The sequence below is a fragment of the Streptomyces sp. NBC_00620 genome, assembly GCF_026341825.1.
In the GTDB taxonomy this organism is placed as follows: Bacteria; Actinomycetota; Actinomycetes; order Streptomycetales; family Streptomycetaceae; genus Streptomyces.
The window spans coordinates 3362935-3379463 of record NZ_JAPENY010000001.1; the positions used below are offsets into that span (position 1 = coordinate 3362935).

Below are 16529 nucleotides of genomic sequence, written 5' to 3' on the forward strand. Positions count from 1 at the left end.
CCCTCACATCCGGAAGACGCCGAACTGGGGTTCACCCAGCGGCGCGTTGGCGCAAGCGGTCAGGGCGAGCCCCAGCACCTGCCGGGTCTCCATCGGGTCGATCACGCCGTCGTCCCAGAGGCGGGCCGTCGCGTAGTAGGCGTTCCCCTGGCGCTCGTACTGCTCGCGGATCGGATCCTTGAAGGCCTCTTCGTCCTCGGCGGGCCAGGACTCCCCGCGCGCCTCCAACTGGTCGCGCTTGACGGTCGCGAGGACGGAGGAGGCCTGCTCGCCGCCCATCACGGAGATCTTGGCGTTCGGCCACATCCACAGGAAGCGCGGCGAGTACGCCCGGCCGCACATCGAGTAGTTGCCCGCTCCGTACGACCCGCCCACCACCACGGTCAGCTTCGGCACGCGTGTGCAGGCGACGGCCGTGACCATCTTGGCGCCGTGCTTGGCGATGCCACCGGCCTCGTACTGCCGCCCGACCATGAACCCCGAGATGTTCTGCAGGAAGACCAGGGGGATGCCCCGCTGGTCGCACAGCTCAATGAAGTGGGCGCCCTTCTGAGCCGATTCGGAGAACAGGATGCCGTTGTTGCCGACGATCCCGACCGGGTGTCCGTGGATGTGCGCGAAGCCGGTGACCAGGGTCTGCCCGAACTCCGCCTTGAACTCCGAGAAACGCGAACCGTCGACCACGCGCGCGATGATCTCGCGTACGTCATAGGGGGTCCGGGAGTCGACCGGCACGGCGCCGTACAGCCCGTACGGATCGACCTTGGGCTCGGACGAAGGCTGGACCGTCCATGGCAGGGGCCCGCGCGCGGGGAGGGTCGCGGCGATGTTCCGTACGATCCGCAGCGCGTGAGCGTCGTCCTCGGCGAGGTGGTCGGTGACGCCCGACACGCGCGCGTGGACCTCGCCGCCGCCCAGTTCCTCGGCGGTGACGACCTCGCCGGTGGCGGCTTTCACCAGGGGAGGGCCGCCGAGGAAGATCGTGCCCTGATTGCGCACGATCACGGCCTCGTCGCTCATCGCGGGGACGTACGCGCCGCCCGCCGTGCAGGAGCCGAGGACGGCCGCGATCTGCGGGATGCCGGCGCCCGACATCCGCGCCTGGTTGTAGAAGATCCGCCCGAAGTGCTCGCGGTCGGGGAAGACCTCGTCCTGCATGGGGAGGAAGGCGCCCCCGGAGTCCACCAGGTAGATGCAGGGGAGGCGGTTCTCGAGCGCCACCTCCTGGGCGCGCAGGTGCTTCTTCACCGTCATCGGGTAGTACGTGCCGCCCTTGACGGTCGCGTCATTGGCGACGATCACGCACTCGCGGCCGCTCACCCGGCCGATCCCGGCGATCACTCCGGCGGCCGGGGCCTGCCCGTCGTACAGCCCGTCCGCGGCCAGCGGAGCCAGTTCCAGGAAGGGCGAGCCCGGGTCCAGGAGCGCGTCCACGCGGTCGCGCGGCAGCAGCTTCCCGCGCGCGGTGTGCCGGTCCCGCGCCCGCTCGCCGCCGCCGAGGCGGGCCGCGGCCAGCTTCTGCCGCAGCTCCTCGCCCAGCGCGCGATGGGCCGCCTCATTGGCTCGCCAGGCCTCCGACGCGGGGTCTGCCGCGCTCGTCAGCTCCGGTGCCTCGTGGTGCATTGCGCGGACCCCTCACCTTGTTAATGAGCGTTAACGCGTTTCCTTCAGGTTAACGACCGCTAACCTTCCTGTCTAGAATTACTTTCATGGCCACGAGAACCGACGCACCCACCCGTCGCGAGCAGATCCTCAAGGAAGCCGCCCGGCTCTTCGCCGAGCGCGGCTTCCACGGTGTGGGAGTGGATGAGATAGGGGCCGCGGTCGGCATCAGCGGCCCCGGTCTGTACCGGCACTTCCCCGGCAAGGACGCGATGCTCGCCGAGCTCCTCGTGGGGATCAGTGGGCAGCTGCTGACCGGCGCGAAGCGGCGCGTCGCGGAGGCCGACGGGAACCCTTCGGAGCAGGTCCTCGACTCCCTCATCGAGGGGCACATCGACTTCGCGCTCGACGACCGCCCCCTGATCACCCTGCACGACCGCGAGCTGGACCGCCTCCGCGACAGCGACCGCAAGCTCGTACGGCAGCTCCAGCGCCAGTACGTCGAGCTCTGGGTGGAGGTCGTACGCGAGGTCTATCCGGCCCTGGCCGAACCCACGGCCCGCTCGGCGGTGCACTCGGTCTTCGGCCTGCTCAACTCCACACCGCACCTGGCCCGCCCGGGCTCACTGCCGGGCCGCGCCACCAGTGCCGCTCTGCTGCACCGGATGGCCCGGGGTGCCTTCGAGGCGGCAGGGGAGTGACGAGCGTCTCGGGACGGTTGCTCTGGACGGCAGTCGTGACTGCCGGGTAACCTAGATTCTGAGCAAGCGCTTAGCCGCAGGGACCGCAACCATCAATTGAGCAACCCCCACGGCGAGCAACCACATACGCGAGAGCGGCGGCGGTTTAGCCGCAAAGGAGGGTGTCGGCGGTGCGCCGTACTGTGTTCAACGAGGACCACGAGGCGTTCCGGGAGACCCTCCGGGCCTTCATCGAGGCCGAGGTCGTCCCCGTCTACGACGAGTGGTTCGCCGCGGGCCAGGCGCCGCGCGACTTCTACTACAAGCTGGCCGAGCTGGGCGTCTTCGGCATCCGTGTGGACGAGGAGTACGGCGGCGCGGGCATCGACTCGTACAAGTTCGAGGCCGTGATGTACGAGGAGACCGCCCGCGCGGGTGTCTCCTTCGGCGGCTCCGGTGTGCACGTGCTGCTCGGCCTGCCCTACATCAAGGCGCTCGCCACCGACGAGCAGAAGAAGCGCTTCCTGCCGAAGTTCGTCTCCGGCGAGGAGATGTGGGCCCTCGCGATGACCGAGCCGGGCACCGGTTCCGACCTCGCGGGCATGAAGACCACCGCGAAGCTCTCCGAGGACGGCACGCACTACGTCCTCAACGGCTCCAAGACCTTCATCACCGGCGGTGTGCACGCGGACAAGGTCATCGTCTGCGCCCGCACCTCCGCGCCCACGGCCGAGGACCGCCGCTTCGGCATCTCCCTCTTCGCCGTGGACACCAAGTCCGAGGGCTACTCGATAGGCCGCAAGCTCGACAAGCTCGGCCTGAAGACCTCCGACACCGCCGAGCTGGCGTTCGTCGACGTGAAGGTGCCGGTCGAGGACCTGCTCGGCGAGGAGAACAAGGGCTTCTACTACCTCGGCGGCAACCTGCCCTCCGAGCGCTGGGGCATCGCGTTCGGCGCGTACGCGCAGGCCGCGGCGGCCGTCCGGTTCGCCAAGGAGTACGTCCAGGAGCGCACCGTCTTCGGCAAGCAGGTCGCCCACTTCCAGAACACCAAGTTCGAGCTGGCCGCCTGCCAGGCCGAGGTGGACGCCGCGCAGGCCGTCGCCGACCGCTCCCTGGAGGCCCTCGACGCGGGCGAGCTGTCCCCGGCCGAGGCCGCGAGCGCCAAGCTGTTCTGCACCGAGGTCGCGCACCGCGTCATCGACCGCTGCCTCCAGCTGCACGGCGGCTACGGCTTCATGAACGAGTACCCGATCGCCCGCCTGTACGCGGACAACCGTGTGAACAGGATCTACGGCGGCACCAGCGAGGTCATGAAGATGATCATCGCGAAGGACATGGGCCTGTAAGGTTCCCGAAATTACTGGCCAGTAGAAATGGCTCCATGAGTCAGGCACTTCAGTCTCTCCTCGATCTGCTCGACCTCGAGCAGATCGAGGAGAACATCTTCCGCGGCCAGTCCCGGTCCGCCGTCGTCCCACGAGTCTTCGGCGGACAGGTCGCGGCACAGGCGCTCGTCGCCGCGGGGCGTACGGTCCCCGACGACCGGTTCGCCCACTCCCTCCACTCGTACTTCCTGCGCACCGGCGACCCCGGCGCGCCCATCGTCTACACCGTGGACCGCATCGGCGACGGCCGTTCCTTCACCACCCGCCGGGTGGTCGCCGTCCAGCACGGGCAGCCGATCTTCCACCTCTCCGCGTCCTTCCAGAAACGCGAAGAGGGCTTCGACCACCAGACGCCGATGCCGTACGCGCCCGACCCCGCCACGCTCCCCACCGCCGAGGAGCGGCTCCCCGCGTACAAGCACCTCGACCCCGACGTCGTGGAGAAGTTCCTGGAGTCGCGCGCCGCGGTCGATCTGCGCTACGTCGACGACCCGCCGTACGGCAGGTTCGGGGAGCCGCGCGAACCGCGCTCGCAGGTGTGGTTCCGCACCAACGGCAAACTCGCCGACGACCCCCTGCTGCACGTCTGCCTGGCCACCTACGTCTCCGACATGACGCTCCTGGACTCCATCCTGCTCGCCCACGGGCGCGGCGGCTGGGCCGTCGGCGACGTCGTCGGCGCCTCCCTCGACCACGCGATGTGGTTCCACCGGCCCTTCCGCGCCGACGAATGGCTGCTGTACGACCAGGAGTCGCCGTCCGCGTCGGGCGGGCGGGGTCTGGGCCAGGCCCGCATCTACACGCAGGACGGACAACTCGCCATATCGGTGATCCAGGAAGGCGTGGTCCGCGTCCCCCGGTAACACTTGGGGCATGGCTGAAGCTGCACAGGCGGAACAACAGGGCGGCGGCGAGAGCACCTTCACGGTGATCGTCGCCGCCGTCGCCAATCTCGGGATCGCACTCGCCAAGGCCGTCGCCGGCGTGATCAGCGGATCCAGCGCGATGTTGTCCGAGGCGGCGCACTCGGTGGCGGACACGGTCACCGAGTTGCTGCTGCTGACCGCGCTGAAGCGCAGCGAGAAACCGGCGGACGAGGACCATCCGCTCGGATACGGGCCCGAGCGCTACATCTGGGCGATGCTCGCGGCGGTCGCCACCTTCGTCGGCGGCGCGGTGTTCTCGATCTACGACGGCATCCACACCCTCGTCGCGGGCGAGGAACTCGGCGACCCGCTCATCTCGTACATCGTGCTTGCCGTCGCCTTCCTCCTGGAGGGCTACTCGCTGCGCACCGGCGTCCGCCAGGCGCGGGGCGAGGCGGAGCGCTTCGGAGCCTCCTTCAAGCTCTACTTCCGGCACACGCCCGACACCGCCGTGAAGGCCGTCGTCATGGAGGACTCGGCCGCGCTGGTGGGCCTGCTGCTCGCAGCGGGCGGCCTGCTCGGCGGACAGCTCACCGGCTCCGGGGTCTGGGACGGCGTCGCCTCCCTCTGCATCGGCCTGCTCCTGCTGTACGTCGCCTGGGTCCTCGGCCGCTCCAACGCCGAGCTGCTCATCGGGCGGCCGCTGCCCAAGCCGATGCGGGAGCGGATCCGGGCCGAACTCCTCGCGGTGGAACACGTGGAAGCCGTACTGGAGTTGACGACGCTGGTGCAGGGGCCGCACGAGGCACTGGTCGCCGCGAAGGTCGACTTCCGGGACGTGTCGACGGCCGCGCAGATCGAGTGGGCCTGCGAACAGGCGGAGGCGCGGCTGCGGGAGGTGTTCCCCGGGGTGAGCCGGGTGTATCTGGACCCGACGCCGGGGTACGCGCAGCGGCGGGAGGAGGGGCTCAATCCGTGGCCGTGACCACGGATTGAGCGGGTGGGGTCAGAGCAGGCCCGCCGCATCCAGGAGGTACGCCGTCATCGGGTCGTAGAACCGCGGGCTGGTCACGTGGTCGTCCAGCGGGATCGCGACCTGGAGGGTGCCCTCGGACTCGGCGAGGAACAGGGCGGGGTCGTTGCAGTCGGCGTAGCCCATGGAGTCGATGCCCTGCTGGCCCGCGAAGCCGGCCCAGCCGTGGTCGGCGAAGACCAGGTCGGGCAGCGGCCGGCCCTCCCGCTCCAGGCCGGTGAGGATCGCCCGCATCGGCTCACCCGAATGGGTGTGCCAGAGGGTGGCGCCGTGTTCGAGGACCGCGACGTCCGCGAACTGCATCACATACCCCTCGTCCGTCTGCAGCCCGTCCGGGATGACCACGATCTCGCAGCCGGCCGCGCGCAGGGCCCCGGCGGTCGCGCGGTGCACGTCGAGCAGGCCGCCCGGGTGGCCGGTCGCGAAAAGCACGCTCTGGGTGCCGTCGGCCGCCTTGCGCAGCCGTGCCGCCGCCCGGTCCAGGGCGTCGACCGTCAGCTCCGGGTCGATGGTGTCCTGCCCGTACCGGTACTCGGGGTCGTCGTTCACACCGCAGCGCTCCGCCATCACCGCGAGCACGTCCTGCTCGTCGCTCCAGCGGTCACCGAGCTCGAGTCCGAGCCACCAGTTGCGCTCGCCGTTCGCCAGCTTGCGGTAGTGAGAGAGGTTGTTCTCGCGGGGAGTGGCTACGTCGCCCGCGATACGCGTCCTGACGAGGTGGTCGACGAGCTCTTGGCGGCTGGGGATCCCGGGTATCGGCATAGGTCCATTGTGCCGTCGGCGCCGCCGGGCGACCCGGATGTCCCGAACCCTGGGATACGGGTCACTTGTGTGTACGGGGTCCTGTGGGCCCCGGGTGCCGTGTTGCCGCCGGCCGGCGTGACCGGGCTCCGCCGCTCCGCGACGGGCTTTCCCCGACCGCTCCGCGGCAGAACACTCCCGGCCGCTCCGCGGCGGGTTTCCCACCCACCCACCCGTCTCGGCCTCTTGGAGGGCACACCTCGACTCACCCCTCCCGCAACGCGAACCACAACTCCATCCGCACATCCGGATCATCGAGATCCGCCCCCAGCAACGCCGAGCACCGCGCGATGCGTTGGCGCACAGTGTTGCGGTGGACGGACAGCGCCACCGCCGTACGGTCCCAACTCCCGTGCAGGGAGAGCCAGGTGCGCAAGGTCTCGGTGAGCGCGGGATTCGCGGCGATCGGGGCGAGCAGGGCGCGCGCGTGGGCCTCCGCGTCCGACGCGGGCACGAGATCGGCGAGCGCGGGACGCTCCCCGTGGCGGACCAGCGCCGTACGGGTGGCACGGGCGCGGGCCAGGGCACGGGCGGCCTGTGCGTCGGCCGCCACCCACTCGTGCGGGCCGACGGGCGCGCTGACCCCGCAGGTCCAGCCCGCCTGCGGGGCGGGCTCACGGTCGCCGGGCACGAGGACGCGTACGACGTCGCGGCCCGTGTCGACCAGCGCGGAGCCCAGCGCCGCACCCAGCGCGGAGGCGGCGACGGCGTCCGGCGCGGGGCCGTCCCCGGCGGGCCGCGCGTGCACGACGATCCACCGCTCCCCGCCGCCCAGCAACGGCGCGACCGCCTCCGGCGAGGCCCCCAGCAACAACCGCACGAGCGCCGCCGACCGCGCCGCCCCACTGCCGCTCTGGTGCTCCCCGGTGAGAAGGGAGAGCAGCACGGCCGCCACAGACGCGATGGTGTGATCCCCGGGCTCACGCCGCGGCGCCCCGACCCCGAGCACGAAACCCTGTCCGGCCCCCAGGGCGTAGGCGGCGAGATGCGTGCCACCCACGGTGTCGGTGGCGGAGGCGGGCGAGGGGCCACTCTGGGTCCCCCCGGGCCGCACGACCCGGGCCAACTCGGCGAGGGCCTGCACGGCGGTTTCCCCCGCCACCCTCCCCGCCCGCGCAAGCTCCGCCCCCTCCGGCCCGTACAGCACAGCCCAGCCCCCCACCCGCCGCGCGAGCTGCCGCAGCACCGCGGGTACCGGATCCGGGCGGGCAGCAGCCGCCGCGAGGCTCTGCTGGGCCTCCGTGACCCGCCGCAGCTCCGTGTGGCGGGCCTGGGCCATGAGTTGCCAGACGGCTCGGGCCACTCCCGAGAAGGTGGTGCGGGGTGGGACCTCCAGGAGGGGGAGGCCGTATGTGTCGCAGGCGGCGACCAGGGCGCGCGGGACCGTGTCGTGGACCGGGGCCAGGCCGAAGCCGAGGGCTGTGCCGCCTGCGGCGACGATTCGGGAGACGTAGTCGTCGAAGTAGGTGCCCGAGCCTGCCGCCTCCGGGATGTGGACGCCGGCGGTGAGGAGCAGTTCGCCGCCCAGCAAGTAGGGGTACGGGTCCGCCATCTCCGAGGTGTGCGCCCAGTGGATCACCGTGTCCGGGTCGGAGGGGCCGGCGATCTGATGCAGGCCGAGATCCTCGCGGGCAAGGAGCGCGGAGAGCGGTACGGGCGGAGTCGGCGGGACGGGCGGGGTGGGCGGGACAGGCGGGGCGGATGCGTCCGGCATGGGTGGACGTTCCCTCCATCCGGTTCAGCGGCAGTGGATGAAACGTACACTTCAGAGTCGCTTTCCGGCCACCTAGTGTCGTGACCGCCGGTAGCAGCGGGTACGGGCGGATGTCCCCGCGATCAGTCACCGGCCGGTCCTCAGGGACAGAGCCCCACACCCACCTGCACGACACGCCACCGAGCGCTCGGAGGAGACCCCCATGGCCGTCGACTACACAGTGATCGTCGTCTATCTGGCCGGCATGCTGGCCATGGGCTGGTGGGGCATGCGCCGTGCCAAGTCGAAGAGCGAGTTCCTCGTCGCGGGGCGGCGTCTCGGCCCCGCCATGTACTCGGGGACCATGGCCGCGATCGTGCTCGGCGGCGCGTCCACCATCGGCGGGGTCGGCCTCGGCTACCAGTACGGGCTCTCCGGCGCCTGGATGGTCTTCGCCATCGGCCTCGGACTCCTCGCGCTGTCGATCTTCTTCTCCGCGCGCATCGCCCGCCTGAAGGTCTACACCGTCTCCGAGATGCTCGACCTCCGCTACGGCGGCCGCGCGGGAGTCATCTCCGGTGTCGTCATGTGGGCGTACACCCTCATGCTCGCGGTCACCTCGACCATTGCGTACGCCACGATCTTCGACGTCCTCTTCGACATGAACCGGACGCTCGCGATCGTCCTCGGCGGCTCGATCGTCGTGGCGTACTCGACGCTCGGCGGCATGTGGTCGATCACGCTCACCGACATGGTGCAGTTCGTCGTCAAGACCATCGGCGTGCTGCTCCTGCTCCTGCCCATCGCGGTCGTCAAGGCCGGCGGGTTCAGCGAGATGAAGGCGAAGCTGCCGACCGAGTACTTCGACCCGCTGGGCATCGGCGGCGAGACGATCTTCACCTACGTGCTCATCTACACCTTCGGCATGCTGATCGGGCAGGACATCTGGCAGCGCGTGTTCACCGCGCGCAGCGACACCACGGCGAAGTGGGGCGGCACGGTCGCCGGTACGTACTGCCTGGTGTACGCCGTCGCGGGCGCCGTCATCGGTACCGCGGCCAAGGTCATGTACCCGACGCTGCCCAGCGCCGACACCGCCTTCGCGACCATCGTGAAGGACGAACTCCCGGTCGGGGTGAGGGGCTTGGTGCTCGCCGCCGCCCTCGCCGCCGTGATGTCGACCTCCTCCGGCGCGCTCATCGCCTGCGCCACCGTCGCCAACAACGACATCTGGTCGCGGCTGCGGGGAGCCACCGCGGACAAGGACAGCGAGGAGCGCGACGAGGTCAGGGACAACCGCGTCTTCATCCTGGTCATGGGCATCGCGGTGATCTGTACGGCGATCGCGCTCAACAACGTCGTCGAGGCGCTGACCGTCGCGTACAACCTGCTCGTCGGCGGGCTCCTCGTCCCGATCCTCGGCGGACTGCTGTGGAAGCGCGGCACCGCGCAGGGCGCACTCGCCTCCGTCGTGGTCGGCGGCGTCGCGGTCATCGGCCTGATGGCGACGTACGGCATCCTCGCGAACGAGCCCGTGTACTACGGGCTGCTCTCCTCGCTGGCCGTCTATGTGATCGTCTCGCTGGCCACGCCCGCGACCGACGCCGCCGTACTGGCCGCCTGGCGCGAGCGCCTCGCGGGCCGGGTCGCCGAACCCTTGTCCGAACCAGTCCCGGCTCACCAGTAGAGTCGTATCAGCGGTACTTAGTTGTACATACGCGATGTTGCGTAGGAAAGAAGGCATTTCATCATGAGCAGCAACGAGACGCCCCGCGGCCCCGTCGACTCGTCCCGCATCCCGCGGTACGCAGGACCCGCGACCTTCGCCCGGCTGCCGCGCCTCGACGAGGTCGGCACCGCCGACGTCGCCGTGGTCGGGGTGCCGTTCGACTCCGGCGTCTCGTACCGGCCGGGCGCCCGCTTCGGCGGCAACGCGATCCGCGAGGCGTCCCGGCTGCTGCGCCCCTACAACCCGGCCCAGGACGCCTCGCCCTTCGCCCTCGCGCAGGTCGCGGACGCCGGTGACATCGCGGCGAACCCGTTCAACATCAACGAGGCCGTGGAGACGGTCGAGGCGGCGGCCGACGAACTGCTCGGCACCGGCGCCCGCCTCATGACGCTGGGCGGCGACCACACCATCGCGCTGCCGCTGCTGAGGTCCGTGGCCAAGAAGCACGGCCCCGTCGCGCTGCTCCACTTCGACGCGCACCTCGACACCTGGGACACCTACTTCGGCGCCGAGTACACGCACGGCACGCCGTTCCGCCGGGCGGTGGAGGAGGGCATCCTCGACACCGAGGCGCTCTCGCACGTCGGCACCCGCGGCCCGCTGTACGGCAAGCAGGACCTCACCGACGACGAGAAGATGGGCTTCGGCATCGTCACCTCGGCGGACATCTACCGCCGCGGCGCCGACGAGGTCGCCGACCAGCTGCGCCAGCGCATCGGCAACCGCCCCCTCTACATCTCCATCGACATCGACTGCCTCGACCCGGCGCACGCGCCCGGCACGGGCACGCCGGAGGCGGGCGGCATGACCTCCCGCGAACTCCTGGAGATCCTGCGGGGGTTGTCGTCCTGCAACCTGGTGTCGGCCGACGTCGTCGAGGTCGCGCCCGCGTACGATCACGCCGAGATCACGGCGGTGGCCGCGTCCCACACGGCGTACGAACTCACGACCATCATGTCCCGCCAGATTGCAGAGGCACGCGCGAAGTGACCCACGACCACGACCTGGAGCTCCGTCCCACGGCCGCCCAGACCGCAGCCGCCCTGAACCCGCCCCCCGGGCGCAACGGCGGAGACCTGGTCGTGGAGACCCTCACCGGTCTCGGCGCGACGACCGTCTTCGGCCTGCCAGGCCAGCACGCGCTTGGCATGTTCGACGCCCTGCGCCGATCCTCCCTCCAGTACGTGGGCCTGCGCGTCGAGAACAACGCGGGGTTCGCGGCGGACGCGTACGGCCGCATCACTGGTGAGGCGGCCCCGCTGCTGCTGTCGACGGGCCCGGGCGCGCTGACCTCGCTGGCCGCACTCCAGGAGGCGGCCGCGGCTTCCTCCCCCGTCCTCGCCATCAGCAGCCAGATCCCCACCGCCGGGATCGGCGGCGGACGCCACGGCTATCTGCACGAACTCCCCGACCAGCAGGCGTCGTTCAGGGGAGTGGTGAAGTCCGTGCACACGGTCCGCAGCCAGTCCCAGATCCCGTCGGCGATCGCGGCGGCGTGGGAGTCGGCGCTGACGGCCCCGCACGGCCCGGTGTGGGTGGAGATCCCTCAGGACGTGCTCCTCGCCGAGACGTCCCTGCCGGTCGTGACGGCGATGGACGCGACGCCGGAGGACGTGGTCCCGCGCCCCGAACTCACAGCGGTGGCGGCCCACTTGCTGTCGAACGCCGCCCGCCCCGCGATCATCGCGGGCGGCGGAGTCGTACGAGCCGACGCGTCCGGCAAGCTCCGCCAACTCGCCGAGAAGCTGAACGCCCCCGTCGTCACCACCTTCGGCGGAAAGGGCGCCTTCCCCTGGGAACACCCGCTCTCCCTCCAGTCCTGGCTGGAGGACCGCCACACCACGGACTTCCTGGAGGACGCGGACGTCCTCCTCGTGGTGGGCTCGGGCCTGGGTGAACTGTCGTCGAACTACCACACGTTCAAGCCCCGGGGCCGCGTCGTCCAGATCGAGGCGGACCTCGGCAAACTGGAGTCCAACCACCCGGCGCTCGGCATCCACGCGGACGCCCGCCTGGCCCTTTCGGCGCTCCTTGAGACGGTTTCCGACCGCGCGGACGACACGGCACGGGAGCGGGTGCGTACGGTGCTCGCCCGGGTCGGGGAGCGTATCGCCGCCCAGGAACTCACCCTGGAACAGGACGTGTTGGCGTCCGTCCGCCGGGCGCTGCCGGCCGGCTCCCCGTCCTTCTGGGACATGACGATCCTGGCGTACTGGGCGTGGTCCGCCTTCGACCCGCGCGGGTCGAACACCATGCACTCCGCCCAGGGCGCGGGCGGCCTCGGCTACGGCTTCCCCGCTGCACTGGGCGCGGCGACCGCCGACCCGACCCGTCCGGTCCTCGCGGTCTCCGGTGACGGCGGCGCGTTGTATTCGATCGCCGAACTCGCCACGGCCAGGCAGTACGACCTGAACGTCACCTGGCTGATCGTCGACGACGGCGGCTACGGCATCCTCCGCGAGTACATGACGGACGCCTTCGGCCAGGCCACGGCGACGGAGCTGGCCCGCCCCGACTACGTGGCCCTCGCGGAGTCCTTCGGGGTGCCGGGCGTGCGCACGACCCCCGAGACCCTGGAGACGGACCTGTCGAAGGCCCTGGCGACACCCGGCCCTTCGGTGGTGCTGCTCCCGGCGGTGCTGCGGATGTTCGCGCCGACGCATCTGGACTGACGGTCACCTGGGCTGACGGCCACGGCACCCCGGGTTCGCTAGGGCAGCGCCAGTTCCGCCCAGGTCGCCTTGCCGGCGGCGCCCAACCGGGGGCAGTAGCCCCAGCGTTGGGCCAAGGCCTGGATGAGGGTGAGTCCCCGGCCGCCCTCGTCTCCCGCGGCGGCCTGCCGGGGCACGGGGCGGTGGTCGTCCGCGTCGGCGACCTCCACGCGCAGGAGACCGTCGTAGGTCGCGAGGCGCAGGCCGATCCCGACGCCGGGCGCGGTGCAGGCGTGCTGGAGTGAGTTGGTGACCAGCTCCGTGAGCAACAGCTCGGCCGTTTCGGCCACTTCACCGTCGATCTGCCAGTCGGTGAGCTGGGCGCGGAGCAGCTGTCGGGCGTGCGGGGCGCTGCGCGGGGTGCGCGGGAGCTGCCAGGTGGCGTCGGTGACAGCAGCGTCGGTGACAGCGGAGTCGGTGGCTGTTTCGGGCATGCGGGTCCCCTCCTGGCCGAGCAGGTTGCCGAGGTCGAACTCCCCGTTGGACACGGGGAGTTCAACCGGTCGGCAGGTGGCTACCAGATCGCCTCGACCCACTCCGGGTGGTCGATGAACGGGTTGCGGTTGTGCTGGTAGTTGTCGTAGATGAGCTGGTTGCGCTTCTCCTCGAAGGCGCTGGGCGGGTCCGCCTCGTTCCACGCCTTGAGGACGGAGAGCTTGCCCATGTAGGGGTTGCTGCCGTTGTTCACCAGCTGGTTGGGCTCGAGGTCGGCCCAGCCGTCGTCGCCTTCGTAGCGGACCGTCATGTAGAGGATCATGCGGGCGACGTCGCCCTTGTCCGCGGCGCGCGGCTCGAAGGAGTCGGAGTCGGTGAGGCTGCCGCCGCCGTTGGTGACCGTGCTGCCGCCGTTGTCGAAGTCCTTGTTGCCACGGATGCTGTTGACCTGGACGTCGGCGGGACGCAGGTGGTGCAGGTCCGTGCCGGGACCGGTCGCCTCGCCGAAGTCGCCGTGGGACTTGGCCCAGGTGTGCTCGCGGTTCCAGTCGCCCACGTCGCCGCCGTTGAGGGACTTGGCACGCGAGACGCCGCTGTAGAGCAGGATCACGTTGCTGCTGTTGTTCGGGTCCTGGTCGGTCACCATGAGCGCGTTCCAGACCGCGGAGTACGAGATCTTGGTCTGGGGGGCGATGATCGTGTGCAGCGAGGACTTCAGGCTCGTGCCGGTCTTACCGATCGCGTTCTTGTAGTACGTGCTGTCGTACGCGGTGGTTGTGGCAGCGGCGGGGGACGCTGCCAAGGTCGGGAGGGTGACGCCGACGAGAACGGCGGACGTGGCCACCGCAAGCGCCTTCCATCTGCCTATCTGCGCAACGGACATGGGGGGTGCCCTTTCCCGGGATCGGCACGCTTGTGAACGCGGCTGCGTTCGCCTCAACGATGCTGCGTTCTACGCGTGTTGACTTTTTTGGTAACCGGGAGCGTGGCATGTGTTGGGGGTCGGCCGTGTAACCAGTGAGAGGCGTTTGTGTGACGTTATGGAATAGAGAGCAACCCCTGACCGTGAGAACGGTCAGGGGTTGCTCTGCGCGAGGGTTTACCCCAACTGGAGGAGGGTTTCCCCTAGTTGACGTCCGACGGGTCGAGCCGGTAGAGCGACTGGGTGTTCTGGGTTCCGGTCGCGGAGTCGGAAGTGGAATCGGAAGCGGAATCGGACTCGGACGTGGAGGAGGAACTGCTGCTGTACTCGCTCTCCTTCACCGCCGTGCCGTTCTTCTCCACCCAGGCGGTGACCTCCGAGCTGATGCTGGAGTCGCCGCCCATGCCGCCGCCTCCGCCGCCACCGAGCTGGATGTAGTGCAACTCGCCGTTCTTCACGAGCTCCTTGAGCTTGGCGAGCGTCATCGCCTTGTCGGTGCCGGACCAGCCCCACATGGAGATCACCGGCTCCCCGCTGCTCAGGATGAGCGACGAGGCGGTCTGTGAACTGGACACCGCGAGCAGCCACTCGGCGCCGTCCTGGTTCTTCTTCAGGTACGTGATGAGCTCGCTGCTGGTGTCGCCACCCATGCCGCCGCCACCGCCACCGAAACCGCCGCCCGCGCCACCGCGCTGGCCGGCAGCCCTGCCGGCAGCCCCGCCGGCTGCGCCTCCGGCAGCTCCTTCGGCCGCCTCGCCGGTCCCGTCGGCGCCGTTCGGGGGCGTACCCATGCCGCCGCCCTGCTGACCGCCGCCCTGCTGGCCCCCGGGTGCGGTACCGCCCGGCGCCCCGCTGGGCATGCCGCTCGGCGCGTTGCCCGTGCCACCCGCCTGGCCGCCCTGTTCGGCGCCGGGCTGCTGGCCACCGGCCATCGCGGCACCGCCGCCCATCCGGCCGCCACCGCCCCCGCCTCCTCCACCGAAACCGCCGCCACCCGTCGTGGGCCCGGCAGTCGGGTTGGTGCCGCCCATGCCGCCGGCCGTGCCCGCGGGCACCGAGGCGGCGTACGCGGCAGGCCCCGCGACCGACGCGACGACCGCCGCGGCGATGGAGACCGCGAGGAGCCGTGCCCGGTGGCCGGAGCGGAAGACCAGCAGACCCACGATCGCCAGCGCCATGACCACCGCGATCGTCGGCCACAGCCAGGTGTTCCAGCCGGAGGCCCGGCGCAGCAGCACGACGGCCCAGATGCCGGTGACCGCCATGGCGGCGGGCAGCACCCACGCCCACCGCTTGTCCGCCCGGAAGGCGCGCAGCAGCATGACGCCGCCGCCACCGCAGAGCGCCGCGATACCGGGCGCGAGGGCGGTCGTGTAGTACGGGTGCATCGTGCCCTCGGCCATGCTGAAGGTGAGGAAGTGGAGCGCGGTCCAGCCGCCCCACATCACCAGCGCGGCGCGCGTCAGGTCCGTGCGCGGCGCCCGCCCGCACAGCACCAGGCCGCCGACCAGCGCGATGCCCGCGAACGGCAGCAGCCACGAGATCTGGCCGCCCAGCGTGTCGTTGAACATCCGGCCGATACCGGCGGTCCCGGAGAAGCCGCCGCCACCACCCCCGCCGCCTCCGCCGTTGCCCTCGCCGCCGAAGACCCGGCCGAGGCCGTTGTAGCCCATGATCAGGTTCCAGGCGGTGCCGTCCGTCGAGCCGCCGATGTACGGCCGCTCGGAGGCGGGCACCAGCGACACTGCGGCAGGCCACCAGAAGCTGGCGACCGCCAGGGCCACGCCCGCGATCAGCAGGTTCACGATCCGCTTCACGAGGCCGAGCCGGGACGCGTACAGGTACACGGCGAAGACGGCGGGCAGTGCGATGTAGCCCTGCAGCATCTTCGTGTTGAACGCGAGCCCGAAGCAGACCGCCGAGCCGATGAGCGGCAGCAGCCTGCCGTCCCGCGTCGCGCGCAGCGCGAGTGCCGCGCCCGCCACCATCAGGAGGACGAGCAGCGTGTCGGGGTTGTTGTCCCGGTTGATGGCCACCGTGATCGGGGTCAGCGCGAGGACCAGCGCGGCCACGGTGGCCGCCGCGTGTCCGAAGACCCGCTTCACGGAGGAGTGCAGGATCCAGATGGTGCCGACCGCGGACGCGATCAGCGGCGCCATCATCTGCCAGGTCCCGTAGCCGAAGACGCGGCAGGACAGGCCCATCACCATCAGGACGAAGGGCGGCTTGTCGACGGTCATGAAGTTGCCCGCGTCCAGCGAGCCGAAGAACCAGGCCTTCCAGCTCTGCGTGCCGCTCAGCACGGCGGCGCTGTAGAAGCTGTTCAGACCGGACGAGGAGAGGTTCCAGGAGTACAGCACTGCGGCCAGCAGCATGATCGCGATCAGGGCGGGGAGTGACCAGCGCGGCGCCTTCTCCGGTGGCCCGGGCGGTCCGGGCGGCGTCGGAGCGGGCGAGTCGGGGGCCACGGGGGCGTGGGGGTGTGGGTCGGTGGCAGATGTCACCAGCGCATCCTGCGAACAGGCGGTGGGCGCGCGCTGTGGCCTACCTGGGGGCGACCTGTGAATCCCGGCAACTGTCGGTCACGGCCCGTACAACGGTTCGCCAACACGTTCGGCAAGCCGTACAACCATTCGTACACACAGGTGAGTCAAAGGGGGCGAGCGTGC

13 protein-coding genes are annotated in these 16529 nt (G+C 70.6%); 7 read left to right on the top strand and 6 right to left on the bottom strand.

Going from position 1 to position 16529, the window contains the following annotated elements; translation table 11 throughout:
* Positions 1 to 3 precede the first annotated feature (3 nt).
* Entirely contained in the window at positions 4 to 1623 is a 1620-nt protein-coding gene (locus OG246_RS15580; RefSeq protein ID WP_266461768.1) for a carboxyl transferase domain-containing protein, read from the bottom strand.
* An 86-nt stretch (positions 1624 to 1709) separates the two neighbouring features.
* Here OG246_RS15580 and OG246_RS15585 point away from each other — a divergent pair, with 86 nt between their 5' ends.
* The 4 genes from OG246_RS15585 to OG246_RS15600 all read left to right on the top strand — a co-directional run bounded on the left by OG246_RS15585 (position 1710) and on the right by OG246_RS15600 (position 5521).
* The gene (locus OG246_RS15585; protein ID WP_266461771.1) at positions 1710 to 2303 is read left to right on the top strand and encodes a TetR/AcrR family transcriptional regulator; all 594 of its coding nucleotides are present in this window, start codon (positions 1710 to 1712) and stop codon (positions 2301 to 2303) included.
* A gap of 170 nt (positions 2304 to 2473) precedes the next feature.
* On the top strand, positions 2474 to 3631 hold the full coding sequence (locus tag OG246_RS15590; protein WP_266461774.1) for an acyl-CoA dehydrogenase family protein: 1158 nt from the start codon (positions 2474 to 2476) through the stop codon (positions 3629 to 3631).
* A 35-nt stretch (positions 3632 to 3666) separates the two neighbouring features.
* Positions 3667 to 4533 (top strand): acyl-CoA thioesterase II, encoded by an 867-nt coding sequence (gene tesB / locus OG246_RS15595; RefSeq protein ID WP_266461776.1) that lies wholly within the window; start codon positions 3667 to 3669, stop codon positions 4531 to 4533.
* Positions 4534 to 4543: 10 nt separating this feature from the next.
* The gene (locus OG246_RS15600) at positions 4544 to 5521 is read left to right on the top strand and encodes a cation diffusion facilitator family transporter (RefSeq protein ID WP_266461780.1); all 978 of its coding nucleotides are present in this window, start codon (positions 4544 to 4546) and stop codon (positions 5519 to 5521) included.
* Positions 5522 to 5542: 21 nt separating this feature from the next.
* On the opposite strand, the gene OG246_RS15605 is transcribed toward OG246_RS15600, so the two are convergent.
* Both OG246_RS15605 and OG246_RS15610 read right to left on the bottom strand, forming a co-directional pair.
* Positions 5543 to 6331, bottom strand: a complete 789-nt coding sequence (locus tag OG246_RS15605) for a phosphatase (protein ID WP_266461785.1) — start codon at positions 6329 to 6331, stop codon at positions 5543 to 5545.
* Positions 6332 to 6575: 244 nt separating this feature from the next.
* Positions 6576 to 8084, bottom strand: a complete 1509-nt coding sequence (locus OG246_RS15610) for a PucR family transcriptional regulator (RefSeq protein ID WP_266461788.1) — start codon at positions 8082 to 8084, stop codon at positions 6576 to 6578.
* 202 nt (positions 8085 to 8286) lie between these two features.
* On the opposite strand from OG246_RS15610, the gene OG246_RS15615 reads away from it, so the two are divergent.
* The 3 genes from OG246_RS15615 (at position 8287) to OG246_RS15625 (ending at position 12464) form a co-directional block, all read left to right on the top strand.
* On the top strand, positions 8287 to 9750 hold the full coding sequence (locus OG246_RS15615; RefSeq protein ID WP_266461791.1) for a sodium:solute symporter: 1464 nt from the start codon (positions 8287 to 8289) through the stop codon (positions 9748 to 9750).
* A gap of 63 nt (positions 9751 to 9813) precedes the next feature.
* The gene (gene speB, locus OG246_RS15620) at positions 9814 to 10782 is read left to right on the top strand and encodes an agmatinase (protein ID WP_266461794.1); all 969 of its coding nucleotides are present in this window, start codon (positions 9814 to 9816) and stop codon (positions 10780 to 10782) included.
* Complete coding sequence (locus OG246_RS15625) at positions 10779 to 12464, top strand: thiamine pyrophosphate-binding protein (RefSeq protein ID WP_266461797.1); 1686 nt, start codon at positions 10779 to 10781, stop codon at positions 12462 to 12464. Before speB ends, OG246_RS15625 begins: the two co-directional genes overlap by 4 nt.
* A 38-nt stretch (positions 12465 to 12502) precedes the next feature.
* On the opposite strand, the gene OG246_RS15630 is transcribed toward OG246_RS15625, so the two are convergent.
* From OG246_RS15630 to OG246_RS15640, 3 genes are all read right to left on the bottom strand, one after another.
* Positions 12503 to 12991 carry an ATP-binding protein gene (locus OG246_RS15630; RefSeq protein ID WP_266461800.1) on the bottom strand — a complete coding sequence of 163 codons (489 nt, stop codon included), beginning with the start codon at positions 12989 to 12991 and terminating at the stop codon, positions 12503 to 12505.
* Between the two features lie 26 nt (positions 12992 to 13017).
* The gene (locus tag OG246_RS15635; RefSeq protein WP_266461804.1) at positions 13018 to 13821 is read right to left on the bottom strand and encodes an endonuclease I family protein; all 804 of its coding nucleotides are present in this window, start codon (positions 13819 to 13821) and stop codon (positions 13018 to 13020) included.
* A 242-nt stretch (positions 13822 to 14063) separates the two neighbouring features.
* Entirely contained in the window at positions 14064 to 16364 is a 2301-nt protein-coding gene (locus tag OG246_RS15640) for a glycosyltransferase family 39 protein (protein ID WP_266461807.1), read from the bottom strand.
* Between the last annotated feature and the right edge of the window lie 165 nt (positions 16365 to 16529).

What these genes read in the sequence shown, in the direction of transcription:
- OG246_RS15600 (WP_266461780.1), top strand. Translation starts at nt 4,544, where the DNA reads ATGGCTGAAGCTGCACAGGCGGAACAACAGGGCGGCGGCGAGAGCACC.
- OG246_RS15580 (WP_266461768.1), bottom strand. Translation starts at nt 1,623, where the DNA reads ATGCACCACGAGGCACCGGAGCTGACGAGCGCGGCAGACCCCGCGTCG.
- speB (WP_266461794.1), top strand. Translation starts at nt 9,814, where the DNA reads ATGAGCAGCAACGAGACGCCCCGCGGCCCCGTCGACTCGTCCCGCATC.
- OG246_RS15610 (WP_266461788.1), bottom strand. Translation starts at nt 8,084, where the DNA reads ATGCCGGACGCATCCGCCCCGCCTGTCCCGCCCACCCCGCCCGTCCCG.
- tesB (WP_266461776.1), top strand. Translation starts at nt 3,667, where the DNA reads ATGAGTCAGGCACTTCAGTCTCTCCTCGATCTGCTCGACCTCGAGCAG.
- OG246_RS15615 (WP_266461791.1), top strand. Translation starts at nt 8,287, where the DNA reads ATGGCCGTCGACTACACAGTGATCGTCGTCTATCTGGCCGGCATGCTG.
- OG246_RS15635 (WP_266461804.1), bottom strand. Translation starts at nt 13,821, where the DNA reads ATGTCCGTTGCGCAGATAGGCAGATGGAAGGCGCTTGCGGTGGCCACG.
- OG246_RS15605 (WP_266461785.1), bottom strand. Translation starts at nt 6,331, where the DNA reads ATGCCGATACCCGGGATCCCCAGCCGCCAAGAGCTCGTCGACCACCTC.
- OG246_RS15585 (WP_266461771.1), top strand. Translation starts at nt 1,710, where the DNA reads ATGGCCACGAGAACCGACGCACCCACCCGTCGCGAGCAGATCCTCAAG.